The organism is Olivibacter sp. SA151 (assembly GCF_054130995.1).
Genome location: NZ_CP096391.1, coordinates 961,579 through 977,610, shown reverse-complemented (window position 1 = coordinate 977,610; position 16,032 = coordinate 961,579). Strand labels below are relative to the sequence as shown.

General features: G+C 42.0%; 12 protein-coding genes. 4 read left to right on the top strand and 8 right to left on the bottom strand.

What is annotated here, in order from left to right:
* Positions 1 to 78: 78 nt before the first annotated feature.
* Entirely contained in the window at positions 79 to 240 is a 162-nt protein-coding gene (locus M1D52_RS03825) for a hypothetical protein (RefSeq protein ID WP_157622172.1), read from the bottom strand.
* A gap of 342 nt (positions 241 to 582) precedes the next feature.
* Between M1D52_RS03825 and M1D52_RS03820 the strand changes: the two genes are divergently transcribed.
* A complete protein-coding gene (locus tag M1D52_RS03820; protein WP_437394298.1) occupies positions 583 to 1,938 on the top strand; it encodes a methyltransferase RsmF C-terminal domain-like protein in 1,356 nt (451 codons plus the stop codon).
* A gap of 21 nt (positions 1,939 to 1,959) precedes the next feature.
* Positions 1,960 to 2,982, top strand: coding sequence for a LacI family DNA-binding transcriptional regulator (locus tag M1D52_RS03815; protein ID WP_013663885.1), 1,023 nt, complete (start codon positions 1,960 to 1,962; stop codon positions 2,980 to 2,982).
* A 42-nt stretch (positions 2,983 to 3,024) separates the two neighbouring features.
* Here the strand turns inward: M1D52_RS03815 and uxaC are convergent, their stop codons facing one another.
* The 3 genes from uxaC to M1D52_RS03800 form a co-directional block, all read right to left on the bottom strand.
* Positions 3,025 to 4,428 (bottom strand): glucuronate isomerase, encoded by a 1,404-nt coding sequence (gene uxaC / locus M1D52_RS03810; RefSeq protein WP_013663886.1) that lies wholly within the window; start codon positions 4,426 to 4,428, stop codon positions 3,025 to 3,027.
* Between the two features lie 55 nt (positions 4,429 to 4,483).
* Positions 4,484 to 5,641 carry a mannonate dehydratase gene (uxuA, locus tag M1D52_RS03805; RefSeq protein ID WP_013663887.1) on the bottom strand — a complete coding sequence of 386 codons (1,158 nt, stop codon included), beginning with the start codon at positions 5,639 to 5,641 and terminating at the stop codon, positions 4,484 to 4,486.
* Between the two features lie 136 nt (positions 5,642 to 5,777).
* The gene (locus M1D52_RS03800; protein ID WP_437394299.1) at positions 5,778 to 6,599 is read right to left on the bottom strand and encodes an SDR family oxidoreductase; all 822 of its coding nucleotides are present in this window, start codon (positions 6,597 to 6,599) and stop codon (positions 5,778 to 5,780) included.
* A 328-nt stretch (positions 6,600 to 6,927) separates the two neighbouring features.
* On the opposite strand from M1D52_RS03800, the gene M1D52_RS03795 reads away from it, so the two are divergent.
* Both M1D52_RS03795 and M1D52_RS03790 read left to right on the top strand, forming a co-directional pair.
* Positions 6,928 to 7,929: a PfkB family carbohydrate kinase gene (locus M1D52_RS03795; protein WP_013663889.1), complete on the top strand. Its 1,002-nt coding sequence runs from the start codon at positions 6,928 to 6,930 to the stop codon at positions 7,927 to 7,929.
* A gap of 76 nt (positions 7,930 to 8,005) precedes the next feature.
* Positions 8,006 to 8,656, top strand: a complete 651-nt coding sequence (locus M1D52_RS03790) for a beta/alpha barrel domain-containing protein (protein ID WP_437394300.1) — start codon at positions 8,006 to 8,008, stop codon at positions 8,654 to 8,656.
* On the opposite strand, the gene M1D52_RS03785 is transcribed toward M1D52_RS03790, so the two are convergent.
* The 4 genes from M1D52_RS03785 to M1D52_RS03770 form a co-directional block, all read right to left on the bottom strand.
* A complete protein-coding gene (locus M1D52_RS03785; RefSeq protein WP_437394301.1) occupies positions 8,634 to 10,052 on the bottom strand; it encodes a Gfo/Idh/MocA family protein in 1,419 nt (472 codons plus the stop codon). The genes M1D52_RS03790 and M1D52_RS03785 overlap by 23 nt on opposite strands.
* Before the next feature lie 182 nt (positions 10,053 to 10,234).
* Positions 10,235 to 11,362: a sialidase family protein gene (locus M1D52_RS03780; protein ID WP_437394302.1), complete on the bottom strand. Its 1,128-nt coding sequence runs from the start codon at positions 11,360 to 11,362 to the stop codon at positions 10,235 to 10,237.
* Positions 11,363 to 11,377: 15 nt separating this feature from the next.
* Positions 11,378 to 12,910: a RagB/SusD family nutrient uptake outer membrane protein gene (locus M1D52_RS03775; protein WP_437394303.1), complete on the bottom strand. Its 1,533-nt coding sequence runs from the start codon at positions 12,908 to 12,910 to the stop codon at positions 11,378 to 11,380.
* A gap of 18 nt (positions 12,911 to 12,928) precedes the next feature.
* On the bottom strand, positions 12,929 to 15,973 hold the full coding sequence (locus M1D52_RS03770; protein ID WP_437394304.1) for a SusC/RagA family TonB-linked outer membrane protein: 3,045 nt from the start codon (positions 15,971 to 15,973) through the stop codon (positions 12,929 to 12,931).
* Between the last annotated feature and the right edge of the window lie 59 nt (positions 15,974 to 16,032).

Sequence of the window (16,032 nt, the reverse complement as noted above, 5' to 3'; positions counted from 1 at the left end):
GTTCAGGCCTGTCCTTTTGACTTTCGCCAAAAAACAGGCCGTCCGTTACGCTACATGAATCTGATTTCTTAAAGAACTTTAAACGCCTCCGCTCACGCTTCGGCCTCCGCCGTATCCATCGGGTCTCCCCTCCGGTACTTCCTGTTTTTTTCTTTCACCTTCCCGGGCATCGCGCCCGTTCCGTCGCCCCCTCTCTCCCGATTGGGAGTGCAAAGGTAACAGCTTTTTTCTTTTCTCCAAAATATTTTTTTAAAATATTTTTTCCTCCCCTGCCGTTCACCTCCGTACTTCAAAAAACAACCGCATCCCTTCGTTTGCGGAGCGCCCGCCTTCCGAACGGGATGGCAAAGATACGAATTTCCCCCGTTCCCCCAAATGTTTCGCGCCCCTGACTACAGCTTTTTTTACAACAAACTGGAAATCAAACCGTTTTTTTTATAATAATAATCTTTCATCAGACAAACATTCATTAAATCGGGAAAAAAATGATTACACGATACCCTAATCATTGAGCCATTCAATGTTCTTTTTTAATCGCTTATGTTCTAAATCTCATAATTTCATGTTAGGTTTGTAAATACTATGAGCAATTTTTTGCCTTCTAAGCTTATCACAGCATTAAAGAAAGACTTCCAAATTGACGAGGAGGAATTCCGTCGTGTACATCGGCAGCAGGAACAGATCACCTCGATACGCCTCAATCCGACAAAATGGACGAAAGCTTTTGAAAATACAGATCACATCCCTTGGTGTCCTACAGGTTATTATTTGAATGAACGCCCTATATTTACATTAGATCCGCTATTTCACGCAGGCACATATTATGTTCAAGAAGCTTCATCTATGTTTATCGACCATATTATTCGCTCGCTCAATATAGATAAGAAAGCCTCTTTAGCACTCGATCTATGTGCTGCACCTGGTGGAAAAAGTACTTTATTAAATAGCGTATTACACCCTGATAGTTTATTAGTCTCAAACGAAATTATAAAAACCAGGGTTAACGTTCTGGCAGATAATTTGACAAAATGGGGAAATTTCAATGTTGTGGTTACTAATAATGATCCACAGTCTTTTAACAGGTTACCTGGTTTCTTCGACCTCATGCTGGTTGACGCTCCATGTTCAGGTTCCGGCATGTTCCGGAAAGACGAACAAACCATCAGTGAGTGGTCTGAGGAAACAGTAAATTTGTGCAGTCAAAGGCAACAGCGAATTCTATCAGATAGTCTTTCCACGCTTAAGGAAGATGGCATATTGATTTATTCCACTTGTTCCTATTCTATAGAAGAAAATGAAGAGATCGCAGATTGGTTGGTTGCCAATCATGATATGCAATCCATTCCAATCCCCCATGATCTTGCTTGGCAAATAGAGGAAACACGATCTCCAAAGTTTCAATGTCATGGTTATCGCTTTTATCCACACAAAGTGAGAGGCGAAGGTTTTTACGTCGCCTGTTTCCGTAAGAAAAAAAATCAGCCCACTTTTAATACGAAAAAAATTAAAATCGAAAAGACTCAATTAGATAAAGCATATTTAAAGAATTGGATAAAAATCGAAACCGAATTTACCGGACTCCTTTTTAAGGACGATATACTTATTATTCCGACACAACACGAACTAAATGTAAAAGCACTTCAACATGTTTTGTATCTGAAAAAGGCGGGAACAAACGTAGGAAGGCTTACAAAAAAAGAATTACTTCCACATCACGAGCTTGCCTTAAGTACAGCTATTAGTAATCAAATACCTCGCATTGAGCTTTCTTTAGAAACCGCCTTGCAATATTTAAGAAAAGCAGAAATTCAGTTAACAACAGAAGTGAAGGGCTGGGTTTTAGCCTGCTATGACGGACATCCCTTGGGATGGATGAAAATACTACCGAATCGGGTAAACAACTATTACCCAAAAGAATGGCGAATTATTAACCTATAATCAGCTAGGATAATCACTATTATGACTTTACGAGATATAGCCAAAGCGTTGAACTTATCTACTTCAACCGTCTCTAAGGCGCTCCGAGACAGTTACGAAATCGGGGAAGACACAAAAAAGAGGGTGATAGCCTACGCCGAGCAGGTTGGCTATCAACCTAATACGCTCGCCAAAAGCCTTAAAGAGGGAAAAAGTCGCACCATAGGAGTAGTAATATGTGCCATTGACAACAGTTTTGTATCCCAAATGCTCAATGGTATTGACCGTGCCTGCAATGAACGGGGCTACAGTATCATGATCATGCAAAGTAAGGAATCGCACGTACAAGAAATAAAATGTACTGAGGTACTCTATGGTCGCTCGATTGACGGTTTACTCATTTCGCCAGCTTGCGAAACGCCTAATGTCGACCACTTAAAAAAATTTCAGCAATTAGGATTACCTATTGTCTTATTTGATCGATATAGCGATGAACTGGACGTTCCAAGAGTCAGTATCAATAACCTGGACGCCGCTTACCAAGCAACCGAACATCTTATAAAAAATGGCTATACGCGAATTGCCGTATTACATAGTAACACAAGTCTAAATATTAATATTCAACGCTTGGAAGGTTATAAAAAAGCATTACGTGACCATAGGATTGAATTGATGGATGAATATATACAACCCTGTAATTTACAGACTACAGCCCTATTAGAAGAGAGTATTCACCAAGCGATGCAAAAACTCAGCGCTTTAACTGTCCCGCCGACAGCGCTTCTTACCTTAAGCGACCAAATCAGCACTTCCAGCATTTCTATACTTCAGGAAATGGGTTATCAAATCCCACAAGATATGGCACTCATTGGGTTCACCAATACAAGCCTTGCAAATTCATTACACCCGCCCCTCAGCACTATTTATCAACCCGCAATTGCAATAGGTGAAGCCGCCGCTAACCGATTAATTGATATTATCGAAGGTACAGACGAGGAGGAAAAGCAAACCGTTTACCTGGCTGCCCAACTCCATGAGCGGGCTTCCAGCAGGCGACTGGTATAACAAAGATGAAGAGGCCGGCGGAAAACCTCTTTATCTTGTGTCCTATAGAGGGAAATAATTTTTGGCATTATAATAACAGATATCCTTAATAATTTTACCGATCCAATTGATATCTTTTGGCAGTAAGCCATTGTTTATATCGGAGGCAAACAGATTACAAAGTAAGCGGCGAAAATACTCATGTCGTGAATATGATAGAAAGCTTCTTGAATCTGTCAACATACCGATAAAACAAGCAATCAAACCAATATTTGATAAACTATTCATTTGATTCGTCATTCCTTCCAATTGATCTAAAAACCACCAGCCTGAACCAAACTGTATCTTACCAATAATGCCTCCTGATTGAAAATTGCCCGTCATAGATGCAAATACCTCATTATCAGAAGGGTTTAAATTATATAAAATAGTCTTTGTTAACTGGTTTTCGCTCTCAAGTAAATTCAAAAAGGCAGAAAGATTAGATGCTTGCTGAAAATCACCTATTGAATCATATCCGGTGTCGGGTCCCAGCTCTTTAAGTAATCGTGTATTGTTGTTCCGTAAAGCACCCAAATGAAACTGCTGTACCCATTCTTGTTGATGGTACATTTTACACAAAGCTTGAAGCACACATCCTGTAAAGGCGTCCTGACTAGCCAACGCTTTCGAATCGTTTCCTTGTAAAACTTCTTTGAAGACCTTTTCCAACTCAGCTTTGTTAAAGTGAATCGTTGGCATATGAGCCAAGCCATGATCAGCTATGCGGCAACCCTTGTCATGAAAATAAAACACCCGCTTCTGCAAGGCTTCTAACAACGAGTCGATATCTTTAATCACCACATCCGAAACTTCTGCTAACGAGGAAATGTACTGTCTGAACGTATCACCACCACTTAAATTGAATACCTTATCAGGACGAAAAGAGGGTAATATTCGGGTAGCGAAATCAGATGCAGCAATTTGCTCATGTTCAGTCAAATTAGCGAGCGGATCGTCCGTTGTTCCTACCATCTCCACATTAAAATGTGTAAGTAAGCCGCGTGGTGTAAACGCCGGATCTTGTAATTTATTGCTAGTTACTTCGTATATCCGATCAGCATTCTCTGTTGTTAGTATTTCTTGAACACCGAAAGGTTTTTTTAGTTCCATATGCGTCCAGTGATAAAGTGGATTTCTCACCGTGTAGGGCACACATGCAGCCCATTTTTTAAATTTCTCCTGATCGGACGCATTTCCTGTAATATATTTTTCATCGATTCCCAAAACCCGCTGTGCTCGCCACTTGTAATGATCACCCGCCAACCATATTTGCGTGATATTCGAAAAGTGTTGATTAGCAGCAATAACATCCGGGGGTAAATGGGAATGATAATCAATAATGGGTAAGTCTTTCGCGTACTCATTATATAAACGCACCGCCAGATCCGACTGTAACAAAAAGTCTTCGTCAAGAAATTCTTTCATATTCCCTACTTAATATCAATAATAAAATGATTAGCAAATCTATCACAATAGCCAATTAACTTCCGAGTATCCCTAATTCTAAACCACGTAATTCAGCCAAGCCACGTAACCTTCCGATGGCAGAATAACCAGGGTTCGAGGTCTTATGTAAATCATCAAGCATTTGATGTCCATGATCGGGCCTAAAGGGAATGGGCAGCTCACGTTTTTGATTTTCCTCTGTAAGAATCTTCATAACCGCGTACATATCCACATCTCCATCTAAATGGTCTGCTTCATAAAAATTACCTTCCTCGTCTTTTTTCACATTCCGCAAATGCGCGAAATGAACTCGGTTTTTGACCGATTCTAAAATGTCAGGGATGTTATTGCTTATACCGGCTCCCAAAGAACCGGTACAGAAACAAAGGCCATTAAATTCCCGGGGCTCTTCCTTCATCAAAAACAATAAATCATCCTTATTACTAACTACACGCGGCAAGCCCAAGATTGGATAAGGAGGATCGTCCGGATGGATGGTCATATGAATTCCATGCTTCTCGCATACTTGCGAAATAGCCGCTAAAAATTTAAGCAGATTTTTACGTAGGCCATCCGTACCAATCTCTTTATAAATTTCGATACTCTTTTGTAGATCACCTAAGCCGATTGGGTCTTCGGAAGGAATACCCATCAAAACAACTTCACTCAACTTCGCTAATACATCCTGATTGGTCGTACTATACCGCTCCTTCGCCTTCTCCAATATCGATGTTGGGTAATTATGCTCCGCCCCTTTCCGTTTCAAAATAAACAAGTCAAACACCGCTAAATCTGTCCAATCAAAATATAAAGCCTTTGACCCATCCTTCATTACTAAATCCAACTGGGTACGGGTCCAGTCGAGCACGGGCATAAAATTATAACATATGGTTTTAATACCGCAGACTGCAAGATTTTCTAAGCTTTGTATGTAGTTTTTCAGGTATTTTTCTGCGTCCTCCCGATCAGTTTTGATGGCTTCATGTACCGGAACGCTTTCTACTACGGCCCAGGTAAGTCCCGCTGCTTCAATAATCCGCTTGCGTTCCTTAATATCCTCTAGCGGCCATACCTCTCCATGTGGAATATGATGAAGAGCCGTTACAATCGCTGTAGCACCTGCCTGCTTTACATCTTGTAAGGACACCGGATCATTTGGTCCATACCAACGCCAACTTTGTAATAACTTCATAGTTCTTTTTAGATTAAATTAAATGATATGACTATTAGGCGAAAACTTAAACTATAAACCGCTGTTACAGCTATCCAACGACTGATAGCCAACAGTGATTTCCAGAGCCCGCGCCTAAAGACTAAATACCCGGAATTTAAACGCCACAATAGGTGTTGAAACCACCATCAACTAAAATACTTGTTCCGCTCACAAAAGCAGAAGCATCGCTTAATAAATATACCAGGGTTCCTTTCAACTCTTCAGGATTACCCAATCGGCCAAAAGGAGTTCCATTTACGAATCGATTTGCTCTATCTGTATACGATCCGTCGGCATTGGTTAGTAAAGTTCTATTTTGCTCCGTGAGGAAAACACCCGGTGATATCGCATTCACACGCACACCATCACCATAACGCTGTGCTAACTCTACAGACATCCATTTCGTAAAACCTTCAATGGCAGTTTTGGCCATTGTATATCCCAATACACGGGTTATAGGTCGATGTGCCGAAAGAGAGGAGATATTCACAATAGAACCCCTTCCCTTCTCTGCAATTACTCTCCCGAATATAAACGTAGGTATCACTGTACCAAAGAGATTTAAATCAACTGCTTTTTTTGTATCAGCTATCTTGGCATCAAAAAGATTCTGATCGGGCGATATAGTCGCCCCTGGAATATTACCACCTGCAGCATTCACTAAACCATCGATGGTTCCGAAATGTTGCAAAATCTGCTCTTTGGCAAGAAGCACTTGATCCTCATCCATCGCATCTGCTAAAACAGCAATTGCTTCACCACCAACACCCTTAATTTGCTCAACTACCGCATCGGCGCGTTCTTTATTTCTACCCATGACAACCACCCTTGCTCCAGCTTCAGCTACGGCTAAAGAAAAGTGTTTACCCAACACACCGGTTGCACCGGTAATAACAATAACTTTATTTTCTAAAGAAAAAGGTGAAGTTTTATTCATTGCTTAGCTTTTTATATCAACTCATCAAAAAGATGCCTTGCAAAGAATTTAACAGCTTATAAAGGGCTCAGTTGTCTTTGGCAAGAATCAATAATGAACTATTAAGATTCAATTTTAACAAATTAAAATCGATTTCAATTATTTTGCGAAAAGAATTTACGATATCGATTGCGTAGTTTTAAAAGGAATGGATATTTTTATACACGGGAATAATAACTATTTTCGACAAAAAAACTAGCCACTCTTGACAAGACACAACAGCTATGCTTTCCAGCAAGATACTTGTCATGATCTATTATCATTAGGCTTGCCTTAAAAAATTTAATTCATGAGTTTAAACGAAGGTAATCGGATAGCCGTCTTTGGCGAATTTCTTCTAAGGGTCAGCACACAGACCGGTCATTTTATCAATGCAAGCGAAGGCATTTCTATTTACGCTGGCGGGTCGGAAGCAAATGTAGCTTCTTCTTTAGCCTGTATGCATGCGCAAGTCTCGTACATAAGTTGTGTGCCCGACAATCAGTTGGCAAACCAAGCTCTTAACAGTCTAAAGGAGCGAGGCGTAAACATTAGCCAATGCCGATTTGCAGGTGATCGGCTAGGCCTTTATTTCCTTTTGTCGGCCAATGGGCTTAGCAAAGGAGAAGTGGTCTACGATCGGAAATATTCTTCATTCAGCGCGCTTAAAACTGGAGACATTGATTGGGACAATGTATTGGAAGGCCACAACTGGTTCCATTGGACAGCCCTTACTCCAGCCTTAAATGAAAACATGATCGCCGTTTGCGAAGAGGCTCTACAAGCAGCCAAGAAAAAGGGGCTTATTATATCGGTTGATCTGAATTACAGAAATAGACTGTGGAACTATGGCAAGTCCCCTATCGACGTAATGCCTTCCTTAGTCGATTATTGCGATGTCATTATGGGTAACATCTGGGCAGCCAACACCATGTTGGGCACTTCCGTAGATCCCGACCTTGATCGTAACACTACGAAAGAAACTTATGTGGAACATGCCAATCAATCGGCCCAAGAAGTGTTCAAGCGATTCGAAAACTGTAAGCACATAGCCTATACTTTCCGATTCATGGATAACCCGTCTCACAATCTTTTCTATGGCACCTATCATACTCAAAAGGGGCATTATGTATCACAAACACTAGAGACGAATGAAGTGATCGATCGGATTGGAAGCGGGGACGCCTTTATGGGCGGACTCATTCGCGCGCTTACTACCGGAAAAGAAAACCAGGAGGTAATTGACATAGCAACTTCTGCCGGCTTTAAAAAGTTATTCGTTAAAGGTGATTTAGGAGACGGCAGTTATTAGTTGTTAGTTGTTAGTGAAATTTACTTTTTACTTTTTACTTTTTACTTTTTACTTTTTACTTTTTACTTTAAAAAAAATGAAAACAATTGAAGAAAGTATTGTACAAATAAAAAAATATCCAGTCATTCCGGTTTATTACCATGATGACCTACAAACATGTTTAGATACCGTGAAAGCATGTTATGATGGCGGTATTCGCGTCTTTGAATTTGTTAACAGAGGTAGTCAAGCCTTGGTAAATTTTAAAGAATTGAAAGCTTTTCGCGACGCGCAATTACCGGAATTACACCTAGGCATAGGCACCATTAAGTCGGCCAAACAGGCCGAAGACTACCTTTCCTTGGGAGCTGATTTTATCGTAAGTCCAATTGTGAAGCCGGAAATTGCTGCAATTACATTGGACGTAGACGTTCTATGGATACCCGGATGCATGACTCCTACAGAAATCAATACCGCAGAAGTTCTGGGGGCACCCCTGGTAAAATTGTTTCCGGGAAGCAGTTTAGGTCCAGACTTTCTAAAAGCTATTAAACCGCTTTTTCCTGACATGCTTTTTATGCCTACAGGTGGAGTTAATCCTGATGAAAATAGTATTTCCAAATGGTTTGCAGCAGGTGTTAGTGCGGTAGGTATGGGCTCCAAATTATTTGAAAAGCCAGCTGAGGCAGCCGGCTTTCAATGGCTAACTGACAAATGCAGAGAAGTTATGAACTTTGCTTCTGTCTAATTTGACTTGGATCCCAATGGACGATCCGCTTTTCGTTATAACTGATATTCGCCGCTAAAGCTGGTCCTGCGGTTCGCATGGCAAACTCAGGGCCTTCTATGGCAACACCTTTAGTCCGTATAGCATTAAACCAGTCATCAAAGTGGTCCACGCGCATATCGTAACCCTTGGGCGCCTGAAAAATATTTTCTCCTACTGATAATACCTGTGGTCTGATGCCCTGATATTTTTCATTGTATTGAGACACAAATTCCTGTTGCACTTTCTCGGGAAAAGTTTCAAAAGTGTCCCAACCTCCGTAACCAGGTGCTTGTGGAAGCTTTTTATTTCGAATACTGACACTATTTCCATCCAAAACCATTTCTCCTTCATTACCTACAAGGCGCATGCTATCACCCCCTCCGGAACCATCTACAAAGTTAACGCGTAAAGAAAGGTTGAAAGCGGGATGCTGCTGCGTTTCAGGATAATCAAATAACCCCAACATCAAGTCCGCCACGTCACGTCCGTCTTTCCAATAATTCAGCCCTCCGGTTGCATAAATTCTCTCTGGCCCCAGCGAGCCTGTAATGGTATGCAAGCGAGTAAACAAGTGCACAAATAAATCACCTGCCATGCCTGTACCATAGGCTTGATAATTTCTCCATCGGAAAAAACGTACCGGATCAAAAGGAAGCGCCGTTGCTCCGCCTTGAAACGTTCTCCAGTCGCATGTAGTTTCTGAAGCATTCGGTGGAATGGAATATTGCCAAGCGCCCTTTGCATCGAATCTATCGGTATAAACTTCCACAAAATTCAGCTTTCCGATGGCTCCTTGTTGGTATAACTCTTTTGCCTTATGAATAACAATAGAACTTGCCCATTGACTTCCTACCTGAAAGGCTACTTTTGTATTCCGATGTTCCCGAATCAAAGCTTCGCCTTCTTCAATTTTATGCACCAATGGCTTTTCACAGTATACAGCCTTCCCTTTTTTCATCGCAGCGATCGCTTGCCGGGCGTGCCAATGATCCGGTGTCGAAATGATCACCGCATCAATTCCCGGGTCATCTAAAATCTCCTCGTAGTGACGCGTTGTTTTAACATGGCTACCATACAACTCATTTAACTTTTGTAAATGTCCGTCATAGCAGTCGGCCCCGCTAACTAGCTCAATCCCCTCTCTGCTTAGTGCCGCTTTTAGGTTGCCAAACCCCATAATACCCAAACCTATTGCTGCAATATTAATCCGGTCATTAGCAGGTACCCTGCCCCGCTTTTTTAAGATTTGAACGTGCTTATCGGCAAAATTCGTTGCTGCACTTAATAAACTCGGACTTGCTGCTGCCAGCACAGCAGAACTACCGAATTTTTTTAGAAACTTTCTTCGGGAATTGTTATTGTCGGTTTTATTCATTGTTTAGCTTGCTTAAAAGATCGACTAAAATAGATCAGGATATTCTTCGTCCTTGTTATTTAGCTGATTTTGTATTGAACGAGATACTTATCAGCCTACTAGAAGTGTTAAAGCTAAAATAAATATTTAAGCGAAACAAAAATTTCCCTCCATTTGCAACATCAATTTTACCAATCTTTACTTTACCTTTCAGGCTCCCGATGTTTTAGTTGCCCTTTAATTATCCATATTTCCGTTTGGCCTTTACCAAAGGCATTGGTGGCTGTCAGGGCAACAACAGTACCATCGGAGGTAACTGCTAGGCTATTCCATAAAGCCGATTTATCTGGAGGAATAAGAAAAGGCGTCGTGCAATGCTCAAAATTAGCAGCAAATCGATCTCCGACCACTACTTTCATGTCAGCATATTTCATTTTATTTTTTCGCCCTTCGGTCCCTTGGTAGGAAAGCAGCGTTAACCCGTTTTGTGTTCGGCACAAATATGGGGCACCTGCATAAATCGAATCTGCCAGCTTATGCTTTAAGGCATAAGCACGATTCGAATCCTTAGCCAGCACCGGATAGGCTTGATCATTCTTTGCATTCCCATAAATTATATAGGGTTTGAATTGCTGCATACCATTATCTTCGATTGCAATTGCTAACCTATGATCGTCAATTAATAAGGGTACCGGCATACCATCACGGAAACCAGCTCTAAAACTTACAATCGTTGGCACTTTAGACCAAGTTAAGCCATTATCAAAGGATGTAGATCGCGAGATATTCTGTTCATCGCTGCTTAAGTACAAACCTTCGTTAGCAAAAAACAGTTGGATTGCTCCGTCTGGCAATTGTATAGCAGCTGGTTCCCAACAGCCGTTTTTAAATTCATTTCCCGCTTGATAAACTAAACGTTCATCATGCCAGGTTAATCCCAGATCGTTGCTTTTTTTTGTTCTGATCTCAAAGTGATGTTCCGTATTATTCTTTGTTGGTCTTGGGTTGTACATAGCTAAAAGTGAACCATCTTTCAGCTGAATCATGCTCGGAACGCACATATTCACGCTCGGTTTACGTTCTGCTACAATACTGATTCTTTTCCACGAATTGCCTTTGTCCACGCTTTCAGCGCATACGATATCCCCATCCGATTCGTAAATGCATAGCCAAGATTGATCCTGCAGCTCAATCATTCTAGGATAACTCGTGTAATGCTTGGCCGGGGCCGATACTTTTCGCATCGAGCCCCGATCCCAAACAATAGGCTGTCCATATATCTGCGTTGCACAAAAGCAAAATAGAAACACTAAAAGAAAGGCACCTCTCATTGATTTGATCGCTGATTAATATCCCGAATTCTGCTTTAAGTTAGGATTATTTAACACCTCGATTTGCGGAATTGGCAGACGAATATGTTTACCAACCACGAAATTCTTAAAATCCGGATCCCGCTCGGCAACAGCTGCCACCTTCTCTTGCGTTTCCAAATCACCCCAACGCTTCAAATCTGCCCAGCGCACACTTTCTCCACATAGTTCCAATTCCCGCTCCATCTTCAGTCGTTCTCTAAAAGCATTGGCATCTTGTGTTGCAGCGGCATGATTAACCGCCAAGTTTGGTAATCCTACACGGCTCCGCACCTGATCAACATAGGTAATCGCCTCGCTTGTACTTCCCAACTCATTCAAGACCTCTGCATAGAGCAACAAGATATCAGCATAACGTACCATACGGAAATTATTTTGCGCATAGTAATCCTCGTTATCGCGAAAGTAATCTCGGGCATATTTACGAAACCAAGCTTCATTCGCGTCCCATTGCCAACTTCTGCCATATACTTTATCGCCAAAATCTGCTTCCAAAGCGGGATAGAATAGGGTATAACGCAGTCGAGGATCAATGTTTCCGTCGACTGTTTTTTCCTTCTTAAACTCGTCTACAATCCAGTAACGCGCCTGACCATCTGACCAACCGATACTCCTTGGCGCAAAGAATTGTGCACGCTGACTGCTCATCATTTGGCCGGGGCCATCGGCATCCTCCGGTGTTTTGTTTACGTCCGAAAATTGAATTTCAAATACAGACTCGCTATTATTTTCATTAGTGTGGGTAAAATTGTCCTGAAAATCGCTTACCAAGCTATATTTACCATTACCTTCACCGGTAAAGAAATAATCCAATGCTTGTTTAGCTTCTGCCCATTTATGCTGTTGCATATATGCCCTTGCCAAATAAGCGTTGACAGCACCCTTTGTTGGCCGTCCGACATTATTGTCATCCCATTCAACCGGGAGCACTTCCAGGGCCTCTTTTAAATCCTTTTCAACCTGCGCCCAAACTTCTGCCAAGGTGCTTTGAAGAGGCAAATCATCAGGCTTAGAGGTTTTGAGAACCAGTGGAGCATTCTCCCATAATAAAGCCGCGTAATAATAATGTAATGCTCTTAAAAACTTAGCCTGCCCTAATATTCTGTCTTTTTTTACCGGGTCGGCAAAAGTGATATTTGGCACATTGTCTAATACTTGATTGCATCGAAAGATGGCCTTGTACGTATCCTTCCAAGTGAAGACATTTCCTTCGCCGAAATTGTAATTCACATATTGAAATCGCGTCCAATCGCCTAACTCTATCCAAGGACTTTTGCTAAATCCTTCGTCAGAAGTAAGATCCAATCGAAAGTATATCCATCTCGACCACAAAGCCGGTTTATAAAACATAGCATAAATAGAGTTGACACCTCTCTGGGCATCCTCCTCCGTTTTCCAGAACACGTCCGTCGTCGGTGTGTTCGGGTTTTCTATATTCAATAGATCCTTTTTACAACTTCCACAAAGCGTTAAAAGGGAGATAAAGAGCAATATATATAAGCCTTTCATGATGTATCCTAATTAAATTTAAAATCCAAATTGCAAACCCAGCGAATAGGTCTTGAGATTTGGATAACTAAAATTGTCAAACCCGCGTTCGTATATATTCGTATTGTTAAACTCGGGGTCGAGCCCCTTATAGCCGGTAAAGGTCAGCAGGTTTTGTCCCGAAAGTGTTACCTGTCCGCTTTGGAAGCCAATGCGTTTCAACCAGCTTTCAGGAAGTGTATATGATAAACTGATGTATTTAAGACGCATAAAATTACCGCTTTCAAGCCAGCGGTCGGTGTCTCCGCGCGAGTTCAGCGTAGAACCGTAGTACATTCTTGGCACATCTGTATTAGGATTTTCAGGCGTCCAGGGTTGTATGCCGGCGCGATAATTGGAGTTATCATCAAAACGATCTACTAAGCTGTGATAACCGTTGTAGACCGTAGCGCCGAAAGCACCGAACCAGTTCATGGTAAGAGAAAGGTTCTTATAAGAAGCACCTAGATTAATTCCCAGTTCAACATCTGCCCAAGGAGATCCTAGCACCAATTTATCATCATTTGTAATCTGTCCATCACCATTGTGGTCTTTGAACCGTATATCACCTGGTTTGGCCGAAGGTTGTATAACTCTTCCCTCTGCATTCTTATAATTGTCTACCTCCTCTTGGGATTGGAAAAGCCCATCCGTTTCCAGCACATACCACATACCGGCAGATTGCCCGACTTGCGTGACGGTATTCCCCACAAAAATGTTGTTCCGACCATACCCTAAGCTTGTCACTTTGTTTTTGAGCGTCGTAATATTGGTGTTTACATAATACTTAAACTCTCGGCTGCTTTCATTATAACCCAAAGAAAGTTCAAAACCGGTATTTTTGAGACTTGCAGCATTGGCTATTGGTGGTCTTCCATCATGGCCTGTTGTCAATGCAATAGGCATGGCCGTTAAGACATCCTTCGTATCGGCAATAAAATATTCGGCTGTTAACGTAATTTTATTATTGAATAACGTAGCGTCGACACCGAAATTCTTTTGCGTCAAGGTTTCCCAGCGGAGGTCAGGGTTAACCAGCGCGACCTGGGTAGCACCGGGATAAATCAACTGATCACGACCCATGGCGATAGTCGAAAATGTGTTGATAACCGCTAAGTAATCCCAATAATTGGCACTACTATTTCCAGCTAGGTCTGTACTCGTCGTGCTATTTCCAAGCCGTCCATAACTAGCCCTTAACTTTAAATCGTTAACCCATTCTTTCTGAAAGAATTTTTCATTACTGATTCGCCAGGCTCCTGATATGGAGGGAAAATTTCCCCATTGATTGGATCGACCCAAACGAGAACTTCCGTCGCGACGGATAACACCATTTAATAAATAACGATTATCGTAGTTATATTCAATACGCCCTAAGTAAGATAAAATAATAGCTTCTTGCCGATAGCCACCTGCCTGCGGCTCATTTCCTTGATCGAGCTCACTGTAATAGCCGCCCTTTCCATCAGGGACTAAATTCCTTTTCATCCCGGAGATACGTGCATATAAATCCCGTTGATAGGTTTGACCAACTACCGCGTTAACCGAATGTTTACCAAAGTCTTTATTAAATGCTAGCGTATTTTCTACTAATATCGATTGAAAGCGAGCACGATATTCATCGGCGATGGAAGGTTGAAATTCTTGATTTAAGGACCAGTTACCCTGCTTTCGTAAATGGGCATAATGATCGCTGCTAGTTTCGTAACCTAAGTTAAACCGATACTTTAGAAATTCAACCGGCTTCAACTCAGACCAGACATTTCCGCGAATGCGTAGATTTTCGTTATACCGATCATCCAAATCAGCAATCGCCACGGGATTGCTACCAAAGGTCCGCGCCCTCCGTTCATCACCATATCCATATCCTCCCGGGTTATTCGGGTTATATACCGGAATGGTGGGCAAAAGCCGCACGACATCTGCAATAGGGTTGCCCGACATTTCATCAGCTTTTGCATTGCTGATTGCTAGGTTCTCACCGATACTAAAAATACCCTTGGTACCTTGTGTGTTTACGCGAAAGCTTATGCGATCAAACCCGGTGCTGATTACGGTTCCATCATTTTTAAAATAATTCCCCGATACCAGGTAATTACCACTCTCTCCACCGCCCGAAAAAGTGAGATTCAAATCTTGCATGTTCCCTGTACGGAAAGCCGCATCCTGCCAGTCGGTATTTTGACCTAAATCTAAATCTTGTCTAGTAGCTCCTGCATTGTCATAGGCCATATAATTAAGTCTGGCAAACTCTTCTGTTTGCGCCAACTTGTAGCGAGGTGTAGTTTGCGCGCTCGTTGTTCCCGAGAACTGTACCTTCATCGGCCCTTTGGCTCCCTTTTTTGTTGTGATGATAATCACACCGTTAGCAGCGCGCGAGCCGTAAATTGCCGCAGCAGAAGCATCTTTCAAAATTTGTACGGACTCGATGTCGTTGGGGTTAAAATCCCGATTGGCGGTTGTAATCATTCCATCAATCACGTAGAGTGGATTGGTACCGCTTAAATTTTTCAAACCACGAATTTCCACTCTGGCCTCCGCTCCAGGCCGTCCTGCTCCGCGCACTTTAACACCCGACGCCAGTCCCTGAAGCGCTTCTCCCATGGTTGTTACTTGCCTTTTTGTCAATTCAGATGTTTTTACCACCGAAACGGCGCCCGTTAAATCCCGTTTCTGTTGTGTACCATATCCTACTACTACTACCTCATCAAGCGAATTTTCTTCAGGCAAGAGGGTTACATTGATTTCCTCCTTTCCCTGTAAGGCAACCTCTTGTGTGGTATAGCTAACATAGGAAAAAACCAAAACGGCTTGTTGATTGGGAACTTCAATACGGTATCGCCCCTCTTGATTGGTTGAAACACCCGTATTTGTATTCTTAACCTTTACACTTACGGCGGCTAAAGGTGCGCCTGATTCGTCCCGGACTAAGCCGGTGATGGTGGTTTGCGCCCACAGGCAAACCGAAAGGCAGATGAAGAAAATCAGTAAAAAGAATACCTTCATTACACTGCCCTTTCCATTTAACAATTGACTAGTATGCATACGTTCTCATTGGTTAGTAAAAAAAGGAGCGAAGAACTCCCTCGTCGATAACCAAAGGT